Here is a 19,234-nt window from a genome sequence, read left to right on the forward strand (position 1 = left end):
TCCTATCTCAACGTGCCTGTACAGTGTAGGACATGCAGACGCTTAACCTGAACGCGCCTGGTCCCAATCAGGACCATCTTAAGGCGCATAGGCATTGCAGCCAGCATCGCGCAGAGTTGGAGGCCAGCTCATGCTGTGGATGTTTCTACTGCTTTGCGGTATTCCAGCCGGCAGAGATTATGGAATGGGTAGACGACGACCAGACTGCCCTCTGTCCGAAGTGCGGTATCGACTCCGTAATTGGTTCTGCCTCTGGGTATCCGCTCACTGTTAACTTCCTTCAACGGATGCACGATCACTGGTTCTAGACATGTTCAATTGGAAAACAATCGATCTTCTTCATTCCCCTGCAAATCACAGACTCAAGTGACGAACCCTGTAGCCAAAAATACGCATGCAGTTAAGCAGTTGCCAGTGAAGTCCGTGTGTATCACGGATGCAGACGATGCAAAGGCGCTCAATTTGTGGCAGGTTTGCTTACTCCTGAGACCCGCGCCTCAATAATCTTGACTTTCAAATGTGTGCACCACTTCGATTGGCCCAATAATGCTTTTATTAAACTCGAGCAAGTCTTCAGCTGGTATCCAATACTCGCGATGAATTTGAGATCCCACAGTCTGGACGGGATAATGAGCGATGTATTCAGAGGCCACTTGGAATCTCAAAACGAATCCCTTCTTACCATTGCGTGCATTCCAATCCCGAGCAATCTGAATCGCGTATCCCTCCTCCAACACTGGATAGAAAACTGGTTGTTCCGGCAGCCGCGGCGGAAAGGCCTTCCATCCGCTCTCGCGAACCAATGCAAGTTCTGCTTCCCCTACAGGTCGAAATAAAACTACAGGAGCCATGCCAATCATCTCCACGAATGTCTTGTATTTTGCGGTGAGCTCTAGTCTAACGGCTTGGTGGATCGGAATACACTGTCAATCCAACACCAATCCAACTACCCGAAATTGCGGTTCGAAAGATTTAAGCCGCTCTATCAGCCGCAGTTGATCGCGCATATTCCGTTGCTATCTGCAATTCTCAATGCCACGAGTTCAGCAATACAATTGCCTGTACCTCAGGCCTCTTGTGGAGGCCTGAAGTACCAGGGTTAGTCCAAGAACGCAATTTGCGGAGCATGCTTCGCAAATCGTTCCCGGTTCATGAATACGCGATGCCAGCACCAAAGATCGATGGTCTTGTGATCTTTATGTCTGACCTCGCCACGCACATAGACGGCTGCGTCACGTACCATTTGGCGCCAGCCGAGACTGCGCGCGTCGGGGTTGTTTGCCACGAGTTCGTGGTAGCTCGCGAGACTGATGCCCGTCGGATATGCACGGCACACCATTGCAGCTTCGCCGCCTTTCCTCATCATCTGCGCACAGACGTGAGGCTTGCTGCCACCACCACGGCTCAAGGGTTCGTTGCGCAGAATCACGGCGTCCTTGTCGTTTACGCCGGATTCCGGAACAAAGAACCACTCTCCCTGCCGGATCGCCTCGCGCCCCTCGACCTCTGTGGGACGCAGGTTGGCAATCGCAGTTCGCACATCGCGAACACTATCGCCAGGCACGGCTGCGGCAAACCAGTGGCGTTCATCCTGCCCAAGCAGGAACTTGTGTTTGTCACTTCCATCTCGAACCATCAGCACCAGGTGGTGCGAATGCGGCTGCACGTCGAGAACCTCGACTGCAATCTCTTCCTCACACCCGATGACAAATACTTCGCCGGAACGGTCCCTGCCTACATCAATTGCAATCTTCGTCCGCTGCCTGGGGCGAGGTTCGCGCACTACTACGCGCGCACCCATACGGGCGAAGTGCCGACACAGATACTCCTGGGTCGTCATACGTTCCCTTCTAATTGTTTGCGGGTTGCCGTTATACGCGGCAGAGGAAGGCAGAAACAGAGCCGTCCTGTGCCGTGCCATTCACACAGTCACGCAATCGAAGATTGATCTGCATGGACGTCTCCTTTCCTTGAACAAAGTAGCATGGCTTCGATTTCCGAGCAAACGAATTACCGAATCAAGATTGAATGAAAGCTCGAATGCGGGCATAATCATAAGGCGAATCGGTAACTTCACAGGCCGATTCCAGACTCGACGAAAACCGGAGGAGACTATGTCGCCGATTGCCAATAGTCCGATGCCGTCGAGCCTTCTCGTCGCCGCCTGATCCAGCCGGCCGGGCTGGCTCCCATTTCAACCCATGAGTTGAAGCCGCACCTGCGCAAAATGCGCGGGACGGCAAGTCGCGCGCCTGCGCGTCAAGGGAGAGTTTGTGAAGTTGCATAATCGTCGTTATCAAACGGTGGAGTCCGCTGATCCGGAGTTCGCCGAAGCACTTCTGGGCAACAGTCCAGAGAACTCATCAACTGATCGGAAGGTACTGCGGAAGACACAGCAATTCTGCCGTCAGGTCCAGCGCGCCTTGAATCTGGCGCTCGCGAGCAGTTGTTCGCAATTACAAGGCTGCGAGATCTTTGTCGAAGAGGTTTCTCCGGCTCCAGATTGCGGGCATCTGTTGGCACATATCGTGGTTTCAGGAGGCTGTCCCATCTCAGAGGCCATGGCATGGCTTCGGCAGAATCGACCGCAACTACGTACTGAAGTTGCCATGGCCATCGCACGAAAGAGGGCGCCAGATGTAGCATTCGTGCCAGTGTTTGTGACAGGAGGCGAGAATGACTGATCGATTCTTGCCTCCAATCAGAATGTGGCTGACGGCTCCACTGAGCCATGAAGTCACCGAAGCTCTGAAGCGTCTCCAGCATGCGCCTGATGTCCAGCAAATTGCTGTCATGCCAGACGTTCACCTGGCTAACGACATCTGCGTGGGAGTGGTGCTGGCAACCTCGCGACTGATCTACCCGCAAGCAGTGGGTGGTGACATCGGCTGCGGAATGCTTGCTGTGGCAACAGACTCCACTGCCGAGTCCTTACGGAATCCAAAAGCCGCCGGCCAGATTCTAGCCGGACTTGCCAAGACAATCCCCAGTCGGCGTCGAAACCGGCAGGCTATCGTTGGGCAGCCTCAGAGCCTGGACTCGATTGAATTGAGCAATGCCAAGCTGGAGTCGATCCGGAAAAGCGAAGGCGCACTGGAATTCGCAACTCTGGGCAGCGGGAATCACTTTCTGGAGTTTCAGACTGACGACGAGGACCGGCTCTGGCTGATGCTTCATAGCGGTTCTCGTGCTCTTGGCCAGGCCATTCGCGATCATCACCTTGCAGGTGCACAGGTAGTTGATGGCCGCTTTCGCGCTCTGGAAGCTCAATCCGAGCAGGGAGCGGCTTATTTGCATGACCTCGACTGGGCTCGCCAGTATGCAGCAGCTTCAAGACGAGCCATGGCTGCCGAGGCAGACAAGTTGATTCAGCACGTGATTGGGGCGCGACTGCTGTGGGAAATGTCGATCTCAACCGATCACAACCACGTCGCTCTGGAGCAGCATGGCGCCAGCAGACTGTGGGTTCACCGGAAAGGCGCTAGGCGCTGCAGGCCGGTGAACCGGGCGTCTTGCCAGGTTCCATGGGGACGCTCAGCTTCCATGTCGAAGGCCGGGGATGTGAGGAAGCTCTCAATTCCAGTGCTCATGGTGCTGGGCGGGCAATGAGCCGGTCCGAGGCGGCGAGAAAGGTCAGCCGCTCAGAACTGCAACGCCAAATGAAGGGAGTCTGGTTCGACTGGCGTCTCGCCGATGCCATCCGCGACGAAGCTCCATCGGCGTACAAGGACATTCGTGCGGTTCTAAAGGAACAACACGACCTTGTCAAAATTCGCCGCACACTCAGGCCACTGTTGAACTACAAAGGAACGTAGTCGACCATGGCTGACCTCGGGTAGGCGCACCAATCACGCCTACCCCGGGGAGTCAACCTCAGCGCATGTGAACCCACAAATGAAATAGGCGAGCAAGTTCAACCTTGGAAACTTGTACGAGTCTTTTCTGAGCGCTTTTTGATCAATGCCGCCACGCCCTCTGCCACAGGATTCTGAACATCGAGTTTGGCTAGGGAGGAGAGCACTGCATCTGCCAACTCCCCGACGCGACGGCGTACCAGTGGTTTGGCCAAGCCAACTTCTTCGGCAAGCTTCTCGAAGTTCCGTCGCATAACTCTTTCCGACGAATACTCACCGCCTATCTTCATGGCCATTTCCCGGGTGAGTTCCGGATAGTAGATTGTGCTCACAACGTCATAGAGGGGTGCAAACCGAATCTGCGAATCAACCGTTCCTGCGCCTGGATAGAGGAGTGAGAAGTTCTTGCCATGGGCGTCGTTATTTCCGACCAGATAATTGAAGATCACCGCGTCAAGCAACCTCGCGAGATCAATAACCGGGGCACTGGAAACTTCCCGCAGAAGGTGGAAGCAATCCTTGAGCGATGGGCCGCCTTCTTTCTGGTACTTTGTTTCAGGAACGAAACCCAGTGCCTGGCAGAAATCCTCCTGATGAACCCGCTCGACGGGGGACTCATCATCTTCTGATGTTTGCCTAGGAACGCGGTCATAGCGCTTCACAAGCAGAAATGTCATATCTTCTATCGTTCGGAATTCGACCGGGGCCGTTGTCAGGCCAACCGCGGCAGCGAGTTTCATCGAAAGTTCTTCATTGAAAACCAAGCCTTCAAATCGTTCAATCGCTGGCTTCAGGATATGTGTGCTGGGTGCTCCATCCAAGGGAAGGCTGACCTTGTCCCCGTCAACTCGAACTGCAATTTTGTCCTGCGCTCCTGCCAGGGAAAGGCGTACCCCCTTTTCCCCAGCTAAAAGCGGGCGCTTCGGCAGTTCTTTCAGGATTGCAACCAATTCTTGGTTGGTGAGCGTTTGGTAGCTGTTGTTGCGCTCAGGAAGAGACTCACCGGCGGGAACAAATGTGACGGCACCCGCGCATTCACCGCCGATCCGCTCCAGCATGGCATAGTCGTTGCGGGTACTGATGCCCAGATTACGTGCGATGATTTCTCGCTTGCTCTCTTCAGGTAAGATACCCGCGAAAAATCCGCGGCATTCCTTGCGCGTGAATCTCTTTTTCCGCAGAGGCAGCGATTGAGAAAGAGGGCATGCGTTGGGTCTTTCTAGCCAACTCTCGGCGTAATCGAACACCATTTGCCCGCCGTCATCCTGGATTAAATGACCGACGAGATTCCTGAACAAGTAGACATCCAGTGTCCTCGCCATGCCCTACTCTCCTTTTACCGAGACCGGCATCGGCGGTGTCAGCGTCAGCCTGATTCCGAGTGTCTGTAGAACGGTAAGTGCTTTTCCTATCTCGCAGGTCTCCTTACCCTTTTCGAGATCGATGACAAAGCGCAGTCCGGTTCCCGAGGTCAAGGCGAGATCCTTTTGGGTAACGCCCAGACTCTTGCGTGTCTGTTTGATCAGAGCTCCGATCTGTTGCGAGGTGTAGCGCATGTGCTAAACACAAAGTTCCCGTACGGGAATATTACTGCAATCCCCACAAGTAATCCATCCAAACATTCCCGTACGGGAACTTTTAAGCCTTAAGCATCGGTCAACTGAAAAGGATGTTCCCTCTCGGGAACATTTAAATAAACGTTGAGGAACCTGCATACTTCTGCAAGATTGCCCCAAAGTCCCAAGGCCTGACGGCATTATCCTGGCCACGATAATTATCGCGCTCAGGATAATGCCGTAGTGTCTCCGGATTCCAATTCGAACTCTCCCGGTCAGCACAACCACTCAGCTATAAGCCCTTGGGGAGAAATAGAGTGCTGCTATCAACATTGCGTTGCGATTGCTCCCTAGCTGTGAGCGCAGGAGGGAAAAACCTGAAAGGAGTGCCTGAGTTGGATTCCGAATGAAAGAGAGCCTTGGCTTTGTTAAGAAAAAGAGGTATATTTTTTCTTAATAGAGGGGAGAGATAACCGCATGGAAACCATGCGAGATCAGATAGTTGCACGGATCAAACGGCTCGGTACAGGGAAAGCTTTCTCGGCGAAGGACTTCCTCGATATTGCCAGCCGGACGACTATCGACGTGACGCTGGCAGAACTGACTCACAAAGGAACGGTACGCCGCATCCGCCGGGGACTCTATGACACGCCACGCGTCAATCCCGCCCTTGGTGGAACGCTCAGCCCTGACATCGACGAAGCCGCGCGCGCAATTGCGCGGCGGCAACGCTGGAAGATCGTGCCCGATGGAGCATGGGCGGCAAACCTGCTGGGGCTTTCGACGCAGGTACCGTCGAAAATCATCTATCTCACCGACGGTCCGAATAACGAAGTGCCGATTGGAAGACGTAGCATAGTATTCAAACACGCTCGTCCAAAGGTGCTCGCCGGGCTTGAGGGAAAGATCGCTCTCGTTGTCCAGGCATTGCGTCATCTCGGCAAAGAAAACGTCGGGACACACGAGATGGAAGTGTTGCGAGCAGCGCTTACCCCGTCCGAGAGGAAGAAGTTCGTCCGGAACGCTCGCTTTGGCGTGGATTGGATTTATGAAGTCGCGAGCCGAATTGCAGAGGAGACCGCGTGAACAAAGTTGCACGAATGACGAAACGCGACCGCGCGGACTTGTTCGCCGAAACGGCGGAGAGACGCGCCCTTTCCGATGCCGTCGTTGAAAAGGACTTCTGGGTCTGCTGGACGCTGAAACAGTTGTTTGCGATTGATGCCCTGAGAGACCGCCTGCTTTTCAACGGCGGCACATCGTTGTCAAAAATCTATCACGCAATCAACCGTTTTTCGGAAGATATCGATCTGGCCGTAGACTACGTCGCCCTTGGATTCGCGGGGGAGCGCGATCCGCGCCGGGATGGGCTGTCGAAAACCAAGCGCGCCACTATTCTTGCGGAAATGATGGTTGCCTGTCAGCAGTACATTGGCAGTGAATTCATCTCAGTTCTTCGGGGTCGCTGCGAAGAAATCCTCGGTAATGGAGAAGGTTGGACTTTGGCCGTCAGCGAACAGGACGCTAATGTGGTCCGCTTCCAGTATCCGTCGGTAGCGTCGACGCTCGACTACATCAAGCCTCACGTGATCCTGGAACTCGGCACTCATGCTGAATTCGTGCCGCGTGATCGCTTTACGGTACGCGCCTTTGCGTCGGAAGAGTTTCCTGCCTTGTTCGATGAACCCGACGTATCCGTTACTTCGCTTCTGGCGAAGCGCACTTTTTGGGAAAAGGCGACCATTCTTCATGCCGAGTTTTATCGACCAGCAGAGAAGGCCCTGCCTGACCGCTATTCGCGGCACTATTACGATCTTGCGATGCTGGCGCAAAGTCCCGTCCGCAGTGAAGCTCTGGCAGACCTTGCTCTCCTGGAGCAGGTCGTACGCCACAAGCAGACTTTCTACCCGTCCGGCTGGGCGAAATATGATCTGGCGCAGATTGGAAGCTTATGTCTCGTCCCGACCGAAGAGCGGCGCGCAGCATTGGAGCGGGACTACCGCAGTATGAGCGTGATGGTTTTCGGAGAGCCGCCGCCATTCGGGGAGATCATGGAAGTCCTCGCTGCGCTGGAACAAGAGATAAATCTGAATGAGCCTCGTTGAGCTGTTCAAACAAGGTAGTTAATCAATGGCAATCAAGAAATCCGATTCCTATTCCTCTCTCTGAGCCGCGTGCGACGAACTGCGCGGCAGCATGGAAAATCCCACCTTCGAGTATGATCACAAGCAGAAGAACGGCTCAGGTTCTCTCGCATCCGTGAGCTTCTTCAAGCATAGAAAATCATGACAGCAGCACAGCGAAATCACGAGCGGGAATACCGTATCCACGAGGAAATCATCGTAGATGCCCATGGTCCAGAAGAACAGGCTATGAGCTGGTACTACTATCTTGAAGACAAGATCCAATTCCCGTTCCGTGCGCAATGCATTGCTTCTGTGCCAGCCTCGCCGCTGCGCAAAGGAGACTCTGTCGAGGTCGGAAAGATGGCGCCGGAAGATAGCTGCTCGACTGACATGCTCGTGATGACACATTGGAACAATCGAAATTTCGCGGTGCCACTCTCTCAGTTGAAGCCTCTCAACGTGGACGAATCAACCACCCAGGCTATCGAAGACTGGCATTACTGGATCGCCCAAGGATACTGCTTCTGATTTACGCACTGCTGCCGAAACTCCTCAATAACGGTATTGTCTCAAGCCCAAACATGCCCTGCGTCCGCTTTCATTTCTGGAGATGGGTTTCTCTGCACCACACAGTCGCCGTCCGAATCTATTGCGGCGGACGCCGTGAGCGTTTGGCCAGCAGAGGCGAACGACCTATAACTGATCGAGGGCTTTCAAGCCGAGGGACGTCGGAGATGCCCTCGAACACCTTGTTTGCCGGCCAGTCTCCAAGGAAATAAACACGGCGATCACGCAGACTCTCTACCCCCTATCGCCAAGCCAGCAGTATTCGCTTGCCTATGTCCCTGAAGTCCGGAAGCTCGGACATCTTGTCACGGACAAGAGGAACAGCGCGTGCGATTCGCTCCCATGTAGTCTCATACTTTTGCGCTGGACGCAGGCCCAGCAGAGCACAGAAGTCTTCTATCCCCGACTTGGGCTGTCCTTACAACAAATTGATATATATGTCATGATCATCCTTTCGTCGTGACCACGCCGTATAGGACGGATGCGGGAGAGGAACGCGGAGGTTCGGGAGGAGCCGGTGCCCAGCCTAAAATCGAAAGAAGAGCGCACGTTCACCTAGCCAAGACGCGTACGGTAATTCGATGTGTCCAATTATAATGGACATGATATATTAATGGACAATGAAGTGGGAGACACAATACGGACCCCAGCTAGAGCATCTAAAGGCACTCGATTTCATCCGAAATATTAGGCATAGGAGTATTCCAGCCGGGAATGCTGGTTTTGATGCCAAGCTCTCAGTCCGAACACCGGAAGGCGAGTTCTTTTTTTTTGCCGAGTCAAGAAGTTCCTTTCTAGACCGCTCTTTCGTGAATTTCTTGATTGCACGGGCACAGAAACATCGACTTGGTGAAGAGGGAAAGGTACTGCTCTTGGCCAGATATGTTCCGCTGCAGACTGCCGAAAGACTGATCGAAGCGGGGGTGAATTTCGTCGATGCTCTTGGCAATATGCACCTCCAGCTCGGAGACCGATACGAGCGGACAGTTATTGGCAAAAAAGAGGTCGCGAAAGATCGAGAAGCAAAAACCACCACACAGGCCAAGGTACAGGCGCTTTTCACTTTGGCGGCCTATCCAGAAGCCGCCGGATGGAATGTTCGAAAGTTTGCTGAAGCCTCTGGAATCAGTAAGAGCACTGTTGCGAATGTTCGCCAGCAATTGATTGAGGAAGGAGTGCTGACTGTTACAAAGAATGGTGCTCGTGTAAAGGAGCAAGCTGCTTTACTGCATGAGCAACTACTGAGCGGATACGAGCAACTCTTGCGGCCACGCCTCTATATCAACAGATATCAAATTCCTGGTTCCACACTTGACAAGGTCATCAAGCATATTCAGAAACAGCTGGACGGCAGTTCCATTCGATATTCTCTGAGTGGAGGGCCAGCCTCTTATCTGCTCAACCACTTCTATCAAGGGCCGGAGCTTCCTTTGTTCCTCGAGTACTTTCCTCCGGAGATTGCACGAAAACTCAAGTTGATCCCAGATAAAGACGGTCGTGTTATTGCCTTGAGGAGTTTCGGAGGTCTTCCCTTCTGGAAAATGGTGGAAGGCATCTCGATTGCTCATCCATTGTTGATTTATTGTGAACTCATGCACTCGAACGATCCTCGTGCGCATGAGGCGGCAGAGGAATTCAGAACGGAGTACCTCCAGAATGGTTGACCTTTCTCCTTCTGCCATCGAAGATCTCAAGCAATTGCGCGAAGTCTGCACTCTTCTGGGAGCAGAGTGTGTCCTGATCGGAGCCGTGGCATTCCAAGCTCATTTTCCGGACGAAGGGAGACACACCAAAGATGTCGATGTTGCTGTCGCACTCAATTTGGAAAGCTTCTACACACTGCGCAAAGAGTTGGCCTCTCGCGGGTGGGCACAACGCAAGCACAGAGAGCATGAATGGAAGAGCGCGAGGGAGACAAGACTGGACATCCTGTTGGCAGGACCGAAATTACGGGCTGCAAAATCGATCACCTGGCCCGAAAGCGAAATGACGATGAGCCTTATAGGCTTCGAGCACGTATTCAGCCGAGCGATCCCCTACGATTTCGCCGCCGATTTAAGGTTCAACGTGATTCCGCCTGTGGTCCTGTCCCTATTAAAAATAGCCGCCTTTCTGGATGATCCGCATAGGCGGGAAAAAGATCTTTACGATATCAGAGATTTGCTCCACCTTTATGAGGCCAATTCGGATCGAGAATTCTCAGATGAGGTTATGGAAGCCAATCTTTCCGATATCTCTTTGGCTCCGGCCTTTCTTTTAGGTAGGGATCTGAGAGCCATCTGTTCTAAAGAAGAGACTGCTTTAGTCCGCAGATTTATCGAATCGGTATCGAAAGTAGAAACAAGGGAATTCGAAGTCTTCAGAAAGGCCGCCCGACTAAGTACCAGACATTCTGAGGACTCTGCCCTCTCTGAGATTCAAACCTTTGGTCTGGGCTTTCTGTAGCTTGAATCGAGTCTGCTTTCCCCTTACCTCCAAGCTGCAAGATTATCTAAGATATCCTTCTTCAATCAATCTCGGCGTTGTCTCCGGGCAGAATAATATTTTTCGAGATGGCAGAGCATACAGCTACAGTTGAGATTCCACTTATTGCACAGAGCCCAAGCTCGGTTATCTTCGGGCTTCGTATTTCCATCCGGTGCATACCAATTCCGAATAATTTCACGGCGGCGAGCCATGATGGTTCTGCGATTCTGGCGCCGCTCAGCGATAGAACGAGGATGAGGCATTCGATTTCTCCTGCCGCCCACAGAGTTACGCGGCGTGGTCTATCGAATGGGGTCTTCCCTTCACAGAACCTCCGTATCCTTCATTTTAGCTCTCCCAGTTTTACGTTCATCTTCTTTGCTTGTTCATGAATCACGAACGACGTTGCTCCGAGATCGCTTCCTCAACCTTGACGCCTAGCCGGCTCGATGGATCGCTTAGGGTCTCGAAGCCCCGAATGACTAAAGCGAAGAATCGAGTCTCGAAACGCTAGAGCGCCTGTTCTCCAAATATCCTTGCGCCAGGCGATCGCAGTCTGGAGATGACAAGAATGCCTCAGTGGCCGGGAGATAGTCCCTTCTCTCTGGAAGCGAGTCGCGGACCTTCGCAGGATTCCGGCCCCGTGGCCCAAAGTAACTTGATCCATCACTTCAGCAGGATCCGCAGCCTCACTAGCCAAAGAAGGCTCGACTCCAGCCTCCTCCAGCAAGGACATCAAGGCGACAGAACCAGGATCATTTCTTCTCGAAACAAGAATCATTCGCATCTTCCTCAATTCGGAGAGCCTCACAACGGCTCTTTCCGACAAGGGATGCTTGCGAGGCAAGATGACGGCCAACGACTCTGCTACTACGGGAATGGTTTCTATTTCATCGCCTTGAACAGGCATGTCAAGAAAAGCCAGATCGAAGGAACCGCGCGATAAGGCAGGCAACAGTTCACGAGTGCGTGCGGTAACGCATTCGACCAGAAGCTGTGGCTTGGACCTTCGGTACCTCTCGATGAGGCCCAGTATTCTAGGAAGATCGCAGAAGAGGGATACTCCGATCTTTAACTTCTTGTCCTCTTCTCTTACGAAGCTGCTCACAACTTGGATCGCTCGATCACTATACTCAACCGCCTTAATCGCCTCAGCCTCGAAGAGTTTTCCAGCAAGAGTAAGCCGCGAGCCTGTCGCAAGCCGCTCAAACAACTTTACCCCTAGGCGCTCTTCCATTACATCGATCCGCCGGAACAATCCACCGCGATCAATGTCAAGCCGTCCCGCCGCACGGGTGAAACTTCCTTCCGCTGCTACAACCAGAAAATAGCGCATCCAGAGCAAATTGATTTTTATTTGAGACATGTTCGTACGGGTGGGAAACATTCAGATGAGCGAGGCTGATGTAGAGTCCCTGAAGTTTGGTGAAGAAGAGACTCTCGTGTTCAAGAAGGGTCCTTTCTATCTTCAAATTTTGAGGAGAAATCAATAGGCCTCCTGTCCGCCCAAAAGAGAAAAATGGGGCGCTTGGAGAACGGGCTTTCCAGACGAAATGGCGACCAATCGTCTATTCCGCTCGCGCCCTGTTGCCTAGGCAGAACTCACAGCAAGGCCCAGAGATGTCTTCCTCATCTGAACCTTGCTGGTTCAAATCCCACCGCAACAGTTATCTTGTATCAACGACTCATAGAGACGAGCATGGAAAGATGCGTAACGTTTGGTTCACGTCCGACTTTCACTTCGGACATTTCAACATCATCCGGTACTGCAATCGTCCTTTCGCGAACACTGATGAAATGGACGATGCAATCGCGAACGGCGTGAATGCATGTGCGAAAGCAAATGACGTTCTGTATTTCCTCGGCGATTTCTGTTTGGGGAGAGCGGAACACGTAACAGCCTATCGCAAGAGGCTGCACTGCAAAACGATTCATTTTATCGAAGGCAATCACGACAAGCCGACACGAAAGCTCCAACATCTGTTTGCCTCCTGGGCTTGCCTATCGGAGATCAACGTAGCTAAGCAAAGGATAGTGCTATGTCATTATGCGATGAGGGTCTGGCATCACCATGCGCGCGGCGCGTGGCATCTGTATGGACACTCACATGGCAACCTGCCGGATGAACCTCTATCGCTCTCCCTTGACGTAGGCGTTGATGTCCATAACTTTCGGCCTTGGCACTTTGACGAAATCCAAACTGTGATGACGGCAAAAGCGGCAAAACGAGACTCGAATACACAGACCGAACCTCGATCTGTTCTTGCAGAGCCATTGAATGACAGTCAGGGCGTCGAGAGCTGAAAGTGACGGCCTCCAGAGCGCCTGGCTCGGAAGTTAGAAAACCGGATCTGGCACGCGATAGGGAGCCTTGCTGTTGTTGATGACGACATAGCGGATGTACATCGCATGCTTCGCAGAAACTACAGCCTCAATACGAATGTTCACTCCGTTGTGTACGAGCTTGGTACCGTGCTGTGTCACCTGTTGCGTTTGCAACAATGCCTTCGTCATTACCATATCGGCAATCTTCTGAATCTCCGAATCATGAAGCTCCGATGCACTCACGGAAGACTTCGGCCGAGGTTTGGGTGCAATCAAGACATCCATGACGTTCATCCGCCGTCGTCAACTCGAGTTCGAGCCCTTCCTGCGCCTGTTTATAGGCCGGACGCTCAAAGCGGACCACGCCATCGGCTCGGGCACCGGGTGCAAGCTTCTGCTGTGTGTAGCGATACTCGCGGATCGGAACCTGATCGGCGAGTATGTCCTTCTGCTTCTTCTTTGCTTTGCTACTCTCTTCCCGCATTCCGGGGTTGTTCAGTTCGATCTGTGGGTGAAGCACTTCCACCCACTGCTTGCTTTGGTTCAGAACAGAAAAGGCAACGATTGTGCTGTCTCCATCGCCGATTACAGAGCCGATGGAGGCTGTGATCTTCAACAGCGATTTGGCATTACGCTGCATATTCCAGGAGGGACTGGCTATACGCTGCTGGTTCTCAAATGCGGTCTTGAAAAGAGAAGGCTGTCTCGCGCCGAGCGATTGATCAGCGATAACTGCATCGGCCGGATCGTCCGAGGCAATCAGAAAATCGTGACTTTTCCTGTAGATCAGCACGTAATCTACCGATCCCGCAGGGCTAGTATCCCCGTCGTTAAGCAGCTTGAGGCTGACGTGCTGGCCGGAGCGCGTTGCAATCCAAAGATTGCTGGTAGCAGAATGCTCGGTGAGCGGCTTCACCACAACCAACTCCGGCGCGTGCTCGGAGTGCTCGGCATCGAAGAGCGTCGGCGCACCAAGTACAACATTGGTCACCGGCTCAGGCATCAGGATAGTCGTGGCAAAATTCGGCTTGAGATGAATCTCCGAGATAGTTTCAGGAGAAATGACCAGCTCCCAAATTTGCGGCGGAGCGCTTTTGGCTGCATCTTTGTTGAGAGACGATAGAGACGAGATAGTTTGTGCTGCGACGGGAATAGCGCAGCAAATCAGAAACCAGCAGACGGTCTTTAAGCTGTTCATTGATTCTCCTTCAGTAGAACGGGTTCTTCGCGTTCAAACTCCCGCACGTATCGCCGCCGTATCTGCTCCACGTAGACGACGACCTGGGGGTTGCTGTAAGCCAGTCCGCGGCGTCCTATGCGATCCTCACCCGTGCAATAGGCGGCAAGAACCAACCTCGGGTCGCCGTGAAACAACTCAAGAAGATGTCGTAGATAACGTGCGCCGCCGCCGATGTTGTCGGATTTCGAGAAGGGATTCCGCACTCCATATCGTCGCGCCATGGCCGGCATCAATTGCATCAGACCGAGCGCGCCTTTGCTGGAGATCGCCATCGGATCCCAACCCGACTCCTGTGGGATGATTGCGTAGATCAGTGCGCGAGGAATCCTGTAGTGGCTCGCATAGGCATTGACGTAGTATCGTGACTCCGGATCTTCGTGCTGGGTATAGCAAAAGCCAGAGACGCGCGAAGCAGATAGAACGAAAAGCAGCAAACATTTCATACAAGTTGCTCCTCGATAACTTCCTCAAGCACCTCCGTGACACTCCTAGCCGCAGTTTCTTTCGCATAAAGTTTGGCGGCATGAAGAATTGCTGCAAAGGCATCCTTCAAATCAGCCAGCTTTTTACGGTCGCGATGAGTTTTAGCAAATAGCGGCAGCAGCACATCGCGATGTTCTACCGTGACTTCCTTGATCGAAAGCAATTCAATCGCTAAGGCGATATCAATCATTTCCGCTACAGACGGCGGCTTCTCCAGCCGATAGGCACGCAACGCTTTGGCGAATCCCGCAATCAGCCGCTGCGTCTGATGAGAAGCTTCGGGTGTTCTGCGTGCGACAATTTCCGCTTCACGTTCAGGAGTTGGATACTCAATCCTCAGATAAAGGCTGCGGCGACGAACAGGGTCACCGAGACGGCGTTCTTCGTTTGAGGTGAGCACAGTAAAGGGAATGGATTCGGCACTGATTGTTCCCAGACGTGGAATCGACAACTGCCATACAGAGAGGATTTCTAGCAGGGTCGCCTCAAAGGCATGATCGACCTTATCCAGTTCATCAATAAGTAGAACGGAGCGTCTTTTCGAAAGCAATGCCTTGAGGAGTGGTCCGGGAACAAAGAAACTCAGGGTACTAATCTCCCGAGCCAGGGCTTGCCAATCCGGGGTTCCCGATTGCGTGGCTAACTCGACATAGAGGCGTTGCAGAGATTCATCAAACTTTCCAATCGCATGTTCGGGAGTAATGCCTTCGAAGCACGAGAGCCGCTCGATGGGCGCATCAACTGCACGCATGACAGCGTACGACAACTCCGTCTTACCGCTGCCAGCAGGCCCTTCAAGCAACAGGGGCTTATGCAGTTGGTCGGCCAGATAGACGGTAGTTGCAGTAATGGGGTCGGTCAGATAACCGACCCGTGCAAGCGCTTCGAGCGTCTGAGCCGGACTTTGAAACACTGGTCACCTCCGCGCAGGTAAGCTGTGCGAAGGACACAGTGAAACACATCCGATCTTCGGTCAAGTTTTCGAGTATCCGATGGTTCTGAGGCTTACGAAGAGAAGACTACTCTGAGCAAAGCGCCAAAAACCTACGTTAGTTTGCTGGTTCTAGCGTAAGCGGGCCTTTATTTTCCGCGCTTCCACTTACACCGTTCAACGCAACGTCGATCGTGCCGGCTATCTTTCCTCCCTGAGCTTTGCCATCGAAACTGAGATGCGCTCGAGAGAAGGTGGAGTTCCCATCACCTTCGAGTGAGATCTTCCCATCTTGCTCGATGACGCCCGTGCCGATTGGAATATGAAGCGGAGGAGCTTTAGCCGCAGTGACAGAGGCGTCTCCATGAATGCTTTGGCCGGTCTGCGTGAGGACCAGAATAAAATCCGCTGGAAAATTCTCCGTTCGAGGCTTGCTGCTCAGAGCCGTTGTAAAAGTAGCGGTTAACTGCGTTGCCCCATGCCATTTCCCCTCAACCTGAGGCGGGGTGGATTTGCATCCCGACAGAAGACTGACGACGAGGAAAAAGACAGCCGCTGTTACCTTCTTCATAAATTTCACCTCCATACGTTGAGCAGGCTCATAATTCACCCGCCTCTTCATGAAACGCGGCCTCCATTGCTTCGACAATGAGTTGGGTATGTTTTCGCGCCTCCTCGAATCCCTGTTCTCCATAGGTCTTCAGGCACTGAGCAACAAAAGCTTGTCCCACTGCCACAGGAAAAGCCTCAGGATTGCACTCCGAATGTTCTTTCGCACAAGAGTCGATAAGCGCAAGAATCTTGTCCTGCAACTCTTCTACAACACGCTTGGCTTGCGCAAGAGGATCCTCTTGCCAATGGTCACGCCCATTTCCTTCTGTCATATGGTTACTTCCTTCTTCGTAGATTCAGTTCAAGTGACACCCCGGAAAACATGGAGCGAAGTGGTCTGCCCTAATCAGTCCTGCCTAGAAATTTCTCGCCTTTGGGATCGTTGAGCAACGCGACAACTCGTCTCTTCTACGAAAGTGGACAGGGAGTGCGGAAGTCCGCAGATCCACTATTCGCCTCGTTCACTATTGTTCCTTGAATGCCTGAGGAAATTCGGGGAGGGTTTGCACCCAAGTGCGCAATTGGGGAGATGTTCCCTGATGCCAAGCTGAATCAAGCAGACGTTTGTGTGCTGCAAGTAACTTGGAGCCAGAAAATGCCCCACCCGCAAAGATTCGCTTTAAAGAATTAGCCGCCGCAGAAGTGTACTTTCGAGCGGCGCACGCGGCGCTTCCCCGTTCAGCCGGAGCAAAAGGAAGTAGACGGCGTAAATTTGACCGAAAACCGAAAGGGCAACATGATCTCCCCACTCGCTGGCCAGTCTGTGCCAGCAACCATTAAGAGGGAGAAATAAAGATATGGGTTCTTTGCCGCTCAGGCGGGAGGAGGAAGAAATAGGGCCTCTCCTCACCGCAGCAGACGTCGCCCTACGGCTGAAAGTCAGCATCGACTGGGTCTGGGACCATTCCTCGCGCAGAGCGCCTTATTTGCCCGTCATTCGCATGAGCGACGGCGCCCTGCGTTATCGGGCAAACGGAATCGAGGAGTTCCTCAGACAAAGGGAGCAGGTGTCCTCTTTACGGCGAAAGCACCGGTAAAATAGGGCTGGCCCGCTTATTCCCTCCACACAGAAGATGAGGAATGGATGGGTAAATCGCACCAAAAAGGGTGGGTATCGATCCGCGGAAAGAAATGGTACGGCTATTTCCGCAGGACCGTTACAGACCCTCTGACGAAGCAACCGAAAAACATCTCCACTCCAGTAGCTCTGGGCTTGCGGTCGGAGATGACCAAGCACGAAGCAAGAGAAAAGCTGGAGGTGGAAATCGCAAGACTTACTGGACAACTCGCCGAAGACGGAACCATCAAGAACGGAACCGTCACCTTCGGATGGTTTGTTCGCAATCGGTATCTGCCACTGAAAGAGGCGGACTGGAGAGAAGGAACGGTCGAGACAAAGAAGTATTTGCTTGAGGCCGATCTCGTGAAGGAGTTCGAAGATATCCGGCTGGAGAACTTCGACAAATTCATCCTGCAGAACCATCTCAATCAGCTGGCCAAAACCCGCTCCCGCGACAGGGTATTGCAAATGCGTGCCTACCTGCGTTCGATCTTTTCGGAAGCCGTCGATCAGGATTTTCTTTCGAAGGATCCTGCGCGCAGAATCAAGCCCCCCGCGAACCTGCGGGCGGTGGACAAGACCACTCTGAGCTGGGATCAGCTGCGCTTGGTGCTTCAGAAGTTGGATGAACTGAGCTTGCGAGATTGGATCCTGATGAAGCTGGAGATGTCGAATGCACTTAGGCCGAGCGAACTGTTTCCTCTCCGGTGGCGGTGCTTTCTCGAAGAAGAACGTGTCTTGGATATTCAGGAGACGCTCTACAAGGGAAAAATCCGACCGTTCGGGAAAACCAAGGGAAGTCTGACCAAAGTTCCCATTGCCGACGTGCTCGCTGACGAACTGCTTGTCTGGCGGGAGCAGTGCAGAAGGAAAGGCAAGGACGTTTCCCCGGATGGGTTCATCTTCGCCGGACGCTTTGGCGAACCGATGGATCCGAACAATTATCGGAAGCGCGTCTTACATAAATTGGCCGTGGAGTTGGAACTGCCGAAGCTGACGTTCCAGGTGATCCGCCGCACCATCGCAACGCTTGGTAAAACCAAGGGCCATGTCAAAGACATCCAGGGGCTGATGCGTCACTCAAAGGCCTCGACGACAACCCATATCTATATGCAGTCTCTCGAACCGGAGGTGAGGGCAGCCGTTAACTCGATCCACGCAGAGTTGATGGGGCCGCGTACGAGCGGACAAGGGCCACAACTGCACTCGAGGAGGCAGTTCGAAGCAGACCGAAAAGCAAATGGAGCAACCGCTGTTTCCTTAGGAAAAGAACAACCGAAGCGTGGAGTGATTTTGGAATTTGCGACAAGAATGCGACAAAGACTCTCAGGCGGAAATCCACCTTGAGAGTCTTGGCTGAATGAATCGAAGGAACTGGAAACTCAATATCTGAAATGGAAAGCGATACCGCCCGAGATTCTCAAGTCATTCTGAGTATCATTACTATTATTGGGTAGTGTCGAGCGAATATACTCGGCCTGAACTAGCCGGATTCCTATTTTTTCTGCAGCAGTCCAGTCCAGTCCTCCTCCGACCTGAATGCCGAAGGAACTTGCAGCTCCCCGCACTCCCTGCGAAGAGGGGAAAACAGAATTAAATCCATGGACCCCTCCAATTAATCCCTCGCCGAAAACAGCGACTCCGTGACCCTGTCCCAAAAGCCGGTTTTTCCAGTGTTCCGGACGGAAGGTGTAGCGAGGCCCCATCATGAATGACACCTTATCCAGATCCACGCCCGACGTGACGTCAGACGCATGCACGCCCGTAAGATTGGCTGCAACTCCGAGACCATGGAAGAAAGTAATCGCGCTGTCAACGCTGCCTCCCTGCAGCCAAAAGCAGCCGCAGTCCACCGCGGCGACTTTTCCTCTTTCTGCCGTATAAGTAATTGCTATATCGGCCGACGTCGTATTAAGGGTTTTAGGATGGGGGGATTGGGCCTGCAGGTGCAGGCCCATTGTTATTGCTCCTATCAGGAGCACACTCTTGCGAAATATATCGAACATGAAGGGTG

21 protein-coding genes and 1 pseudogene are annotated in these 19,234 nt (G+C 53.0%); 10 read left to right on the forward strand and 12 right to left on the reverse strand.

The window, feature by feature from the left end; genetic code table 11:
* Positions 1 to 32 precede the first annotated feature (32 nt).
* Positions 33 to 308, forward strand: a complete 276-nt coding sequence (locus tag AC6I7T_RS01505; RefSeq protein ID WP_497788021.1) for a hypothetical protein — start codon at positions 33 to 35, stop codon at positions 306 to 308.
* A 189-nt stretch (positions 309 to 497) separates the two neighbouring features.
* On the opposite strand, the gene AC6I7T_RS01510 is transcribed toward AC6I7T_RS01505, so the two are convergent.
* Together AC6I7T_RS01510 and AC6I7T_RS01515 are read right to left on the reverse strand one after the other, a co-directional pair.
* The gene (locus tag AC6I7T_RS01510) at positions 498 to 851 is read right to left on the reverse strand and encodes a hypothetical protein (RefSeq protein WP_497788023.1); all 354 of its coding nucleotides are present in this window, start codon (positions 849 to 851) and stop codon (positions 498 to 500) included.
* A 248-nt stretch (positions 852 to 1,099) separates the two neighbouring features.
* A complete protein-coding gene (locus tag AC6I7T_RS01515; protein ID WP_497788024.1) occupies positions 1,100 to 1,840 on the reverse strand; it encodes a hypothetical protein in 741 nt (246 codons plus the stop codon).
* Between the two features lie 433 nt (positions 1,841 to 2,273).
* Between AC6I7T_RS01515 and AC6I7T_RS01520 the strand changes: the two genes are divergently transcribed.
* Positions 2,274 to 2,684, forward strand: coding sequence for a hypothetical protein (locus AC6I7T_RS01520; RefSeq protein ID WP_497788025.1), 411 nt, complete (start codon positions 2,274 to 2,276; stop codon positions 2,682 to 2,684).
* Positions 2,685 to 2,793: 109 nt separating this feature from the next.
* Positions 2,794 to 3,815 (forward strand): annotated as a pseudogene (locus tag AC6I7T_RS01525) (RtcB family protein).
* A gap of 98 nt (positions 3,816 to 3,913) precedes the next feature.
* On the opposite strand, the gene AC6I7T_RS01530 reads toward AC6I7T_RS01525, so the two are convergent.
* Together AC6I7T_RS01530 and AC6I7T_RS01535 are read right to left on the reverse strand one after the other, a co-directional pair.
* The gene (locus AC6I7T_RS01530) at positions 3,914 to 5,176 is read right to left on the reverse strand and encodes a type II toxin-antitoxin system HipA family toxin (RefSeq protein WP_497788026.1); all 1,263 of its coding nucleotides are present in this window, start codon (positions 5,174 to 5,176) and stop codon (positions 3,914 to 3,916) included.
* A 3-nt stretch (positions 5,177 to 5,179) separates the two neighbouring features.
* Positions 5,180 to 5,410 carry a type II toxin-antitoxin system Y4mF family antitoxin gene (locus tag AC6I7T_RS01535; protein ID WP_497788027.1) on the reverse strand — a complete coding sequence of 77 codons (231 nt, stop codon included), beginning with the start codon at positions 5,408 to 5,410 and terminating at the stop codon, positions 5,180 to 5,182.
* A gap of 477 nt (positions 5,411 to 5,887) precedes the next feature.
* Here AC6I7T_RS01535 and AC6I7T_RS01540 point away from each other — a divergent pair, with 477 nt between their 5' ends.
* The 5 genes from AC6I7T_RS01540 to AC6I7T_RS01560 all read left to right on the forward strand — a co-directional run bounded on the left by AC6I7T_RS01540 (position 5,888) and on the right by AC6I7T_RS01560 (position 10,548).
* The gene (locus AC6I7T_RS01540) at positions 5,888 to 6,496 is read left to right on the forward strand and encodes a DUF6088 family protein (protein WP_497788028.1); all 609 of its coding nucleotides are present in this window, start codon (positions 5,888 to 5,890) and stop codon (positions 6,494 to 6,496) included.
* Positions 6,493 to 7,515 (forward strand): nucleotidyl transferase AbiEii/AbiGii toxin family protein, encoded by a 1,023-nt coding sequence (locus AC6I7T_RS01545; protein ID WP_497788029.1) that lies wholly within the window; start codon positions 6,493 to 6,495, stop codon positions 7,513 to 7,515. Before AC6I7T_RS01540 ends, AC6I7T_RS01545 begins: the two co-directional genes overlap by 4 nt.
* A 180-nt stretch (positions 7,516 to 7,695) precedes the next feature.
* Positions 7,696 to 8,064 (forward strand): calcium-binding protein, encoded by a 369-nt coding sequence (locus tag AC6I7T_RS01550; protein WP_497788031.1) that lies wholly within the window; start codon positions 7,696 to 7,698, stop codon positions 8,062 to 8,064.
* 911 nt (positions 8,065 to 8,975) lie between these two features.
* Complete coding sequence (locus AC6I7T_RS01555) at positions 8,976 to 9,767, forward strand: type IV toxin-antitoxin system AbiEi family antitoxin (protein WP_497788032.1); 792 nt, start codon at positions 8,976 to 8,978, stop codon at positions 9,765 to 9,767.
* Positions 9,760 to 10,548 carry a nucleotidyl transferase AbiEii/AbiGii toxin family protein gene (locus tag AC6I7T_RS01560; protein ID WP_497788033.1) on the forward strand — a complete coding sequence of 263 codons (789 nt, stop codon included), beginning with the start codon at positions 9,760 to 9,762 and terminating at the stop codon, positions 10,546 to 10,548. Before AC6I7T_RS01555 ends, AC6I7T_RS01560 begins: the two co-directional genes overlap by 8 nt.
* 445 nt (positions 10,549 to 10,993) lie before the next feature.
* Here the strand turns inward: AC6I7T_RS01560 and AC6I7T_RS01565 are convergent, their stop codons facing one another.
* A complete protein-coding gene (locus AC6I7T_RS01565; protein ID WP_497788034.1) occupies positions 10,994 to 11,935 on the reverse strand; it encodes a LysR family transcriptional regulator in 942 nt (313 codons plus the stop codon).
* A gap of 341 nt (positions 11,936 to 12,276) precedes the next feature.
* Here AC6I7T_RS01565 and AC6I7T_RS01570 point away from each other — a divergent pair, with 341 nt between their 5' ends.
* Entirely contained in the window at positions 12,277 to 12,873 is a 597-nt protein-coding gene (locus tag AC6I7T_RS01570) for a hypothetical protein (protein ID WP_497788035.1), read from the forward strand.
* Between the two features lie 33 nt (positions 12,874 to 12,906).
* Here AC6I7T_RS01570 and AC6I7T_RS01575 read toward each other — a convergent pair whose 3' ends face one another.
* The 6 genes from AC6I7T_RS01575 to AC6I7T_RS01600 all read right to left on the reverse strand — a co-directional run bounded on the left by AC6I7T_RS01575 (position 12,907) and on the right by AC6I7T_RS01600 (position 16,432).
* Positions 12,907 to 13,137 (reverse strand): hypothetical protein, encoded by a 231-nt coding sequence (locus tag AC6I7T_RS01575; RefSeq protein ID WP_497788037.1) that lies wholly within the window; start codon positions 13,135 to 13,137, stop codon positions 12,907 to 12,909.
* Entirely contained in the window at positions 13,115 to 14,092 is a 978-nt protein-coding gene (locus AC6I7T_RS01580; RefSeq protein WP_497788038.1) for a hypothetical protein, read from the reverse strand. The genes AC6I7T_RS01575 and AC6I7T_RS01580 overlap by 23 nt, the downstream gene beginning before the upstream one ends.
* Positions 14,089 to 14,577, reverse strand: coding sequence for a lytic transglycosylase domain-containing protein (locus tag AC6I7T_RS01585; RefSeq protein ID WP_497788039.1), 489 nt, complete (start codon positions 14,575 to 14,577; stop codon positions 14,089 to 14,091). The genes AC6I7T_RS01580 and AC6I7T_RS01585 overlap by 4 nt, the downstream gene beginning before the upstream one ends.
* Complete coding sequence (locus AC6I7T_RS01590) at positions 14,574 to 15,530, reverse strand: AAA family ATPase (protein ID WP_497788040.1); 957 nt, start codon at positions 15,528 to 15,530, stop codon at positions 14,574 to 14,576. Before AC6I7T_RS01590 ends, AC6I7T_RS01585 begins: the two co-directional genes overlap by 4 nt.
* Before the next feature lie 136 nt (positions 15,531 to 15,666).
* Positions 15,667 to 16,119: a hypothetical protein gene (locus tag AC6I7T_RS01595; RefSeq protein WP_497788041.1), complete on the reverse strand. Its 453-nt coding sequence runs from the start codon at positions 16,117 to 16,119 to the stop codon at positions 15,667 to 15,669.
* A 28-nt stretch (positions 16,120 to 16,147) separates the two neighbouring features.
* Positions 16,148 to 16,432 (reverse strand): hypothetical protein, encoded by a 285-nt coding sequence (locus AC6I7T_RS01600; protein ID WP_497788042.1) that lies wholly within the window; start codon positions 16,430 to 16,432, stop codon positions 16,148 to 16,150.
* 812 nt (positions 16,433 to 17,244) lie between these two features.
* Here AC6I7T_RS01600 and AC6I7T_RS01605 point away from each other — a divergent pair.
* The gene (locus tag AC6I7T_RS01605; RefSeq protein WP_497788043.1) at positions 17,245 to 18,567 is read left to right on the forward strand and encodes a site-specific integrase; all 1,323 of its coding nucleotides are present in this window, start codon (positions 17,245 to 17,247) and stop codon (positions 18,565 to 18,567) included.
* Positions 18,568 to 18,602: 35 nt separating this feature from the next.
* Here AC6I7T_RS01605 and AC6I7T_RS01610 read toward each other — a convergent pair whose 3' ends face one another.
* Positions 18,603 to 19,226, reverse strand: a complete 624-nt coding sequence (locus tag AC6I7T_RS01610) for a hypothetical protein (RefSeq protein ID WP_497788045.1) — start codon at positions 19,224 to 19,226, stop codon at positions 18,603 to 18,605.
* Positions 19,227 to 19,234: the final 8 nt, after the last annotated feature.

The organism is Humiphilus diazotrophicus, assembly GCF_059726315.1.

Excerpts from the sequence above, each read along its gene's own strand:
- AC6I7T_RS01570 (WP_497788035.1), top strand. The coding sequence starts at position 12,277 with ATGCGTAACGTTTGGTTCACGTCCGACTTTCACTTCGGACATTTCAAC.
- AC6I7T_RS01595 (WP_497788041.1), bottom strand. The coding sequence starts at position 16,119 with ATGAAGAAGGTAACAGCGGCTGTCTTTTTCCTCGTCGTCAGTCTTCTG.
- AC6I7T_RS01585 (WP_497788039.1), bottom strand. The coding sequence starts at position 14,577 with ATGAAATGTTTGCTGCTTTTCGTTCTATCTGCTTCGCGCGTCTCTGGC.
- AC6I7T_RS01535 (WP_497788027.1), bottom strand. The coding sequence starts at position 5,410 with ATGCGCTACACCTCGCAACAGATCGGAGCTCTGATCAAACAGACACGC.
- AC6I7T_RS01530 (WP_497788026.1), bottom strand. The coding sequence starts at position 5,176 with ATGGCGAGGACACTGGATGTCTACTTGTTCAGGAATCTCGTCGGTCAT.
- AC6I7T_RS01605 (WP_497788043.1), top strand. The coding sequence starts at position 17,245 with ATGGGTAAATCGCACCAAAAAGGGTGGGTATCGATCCGCGGAAAGAAA.
- AC6I7T_RS01560 (WP_497788033.1), top strand. The coding sequence starts at position 9,760 with ATGGTTGACCTTTCTCCTTCTGCCATCGAAGATCTCAAGCAATTGCGC.
- AC6I7T_RS01580 (WP_497788038.1), bottom strand. The coding sequence starts at position 14,092 with ATGAACAGCTTAAAGACCGTCTGCTGGTTTCTGATTTGCTGCGCTATT.
- AC6I7T_RS01565 (WP_497788034.1), bottom strand. The coding sequence starts at position 11,935 with ATGTCTCAAATAAAAATCAATTTGCTCTGGATGCGCTATTTTCTGGTT.
- AC6I7T_RS01505 (WP_497788021.1), top strand. The coding sequence starts at position 33 with ATGCAGACGCTTAACCTGAACGCGCCTGGTCCCAATCAGGACCATCTT.
- AC6I7T_RS01540 (WP_497788028.1), top strand. The coding sequence starts at position 5,888 with ATGGAAACCATGCGAGATCAGATAGTTGCACGGATCAAACGGCTCGGT.
- AC6I7T_RS01550 (WP_497788031.1), top strand. The coding sequence starts at position 7,696 with ATGACAGCAGCACAGCGAAATCACGAGCGGGAATACCGTATCCACGAG.
- AC6I7T_RS01610 (WP_497788045.1), bottom strand. The coding sequence starts at position 19,226 with ATGTTCGATATATTTCGCAAGAGTGTGCTCCTGATAGGAGCAATAACA.
- AC6I7T_RS01600 (WP_497788042.1), bottom strand. The coding sequence starts at position 16,432 with ATGACAGAAGGAAATGGGCGTGACCATTGGCAAGAGGATCCTCTTGCG.
- AC6I7T_RS01515 (WP_497788024.1), bottom strand. The coding sequence starts at position 1,840 with ATGACGACCCAGGAGTATCTGTGTCGGCACTTCGCCCGTATGGGTGCG.
- AC6I7T_RS01510 (WP_497788023.1), bottom strand. The coding sequence starts at position 851 with ATGGCTCCTGTAGTTTTATTTCGACCTGTAGGGGAAGCAGAACTTGCA.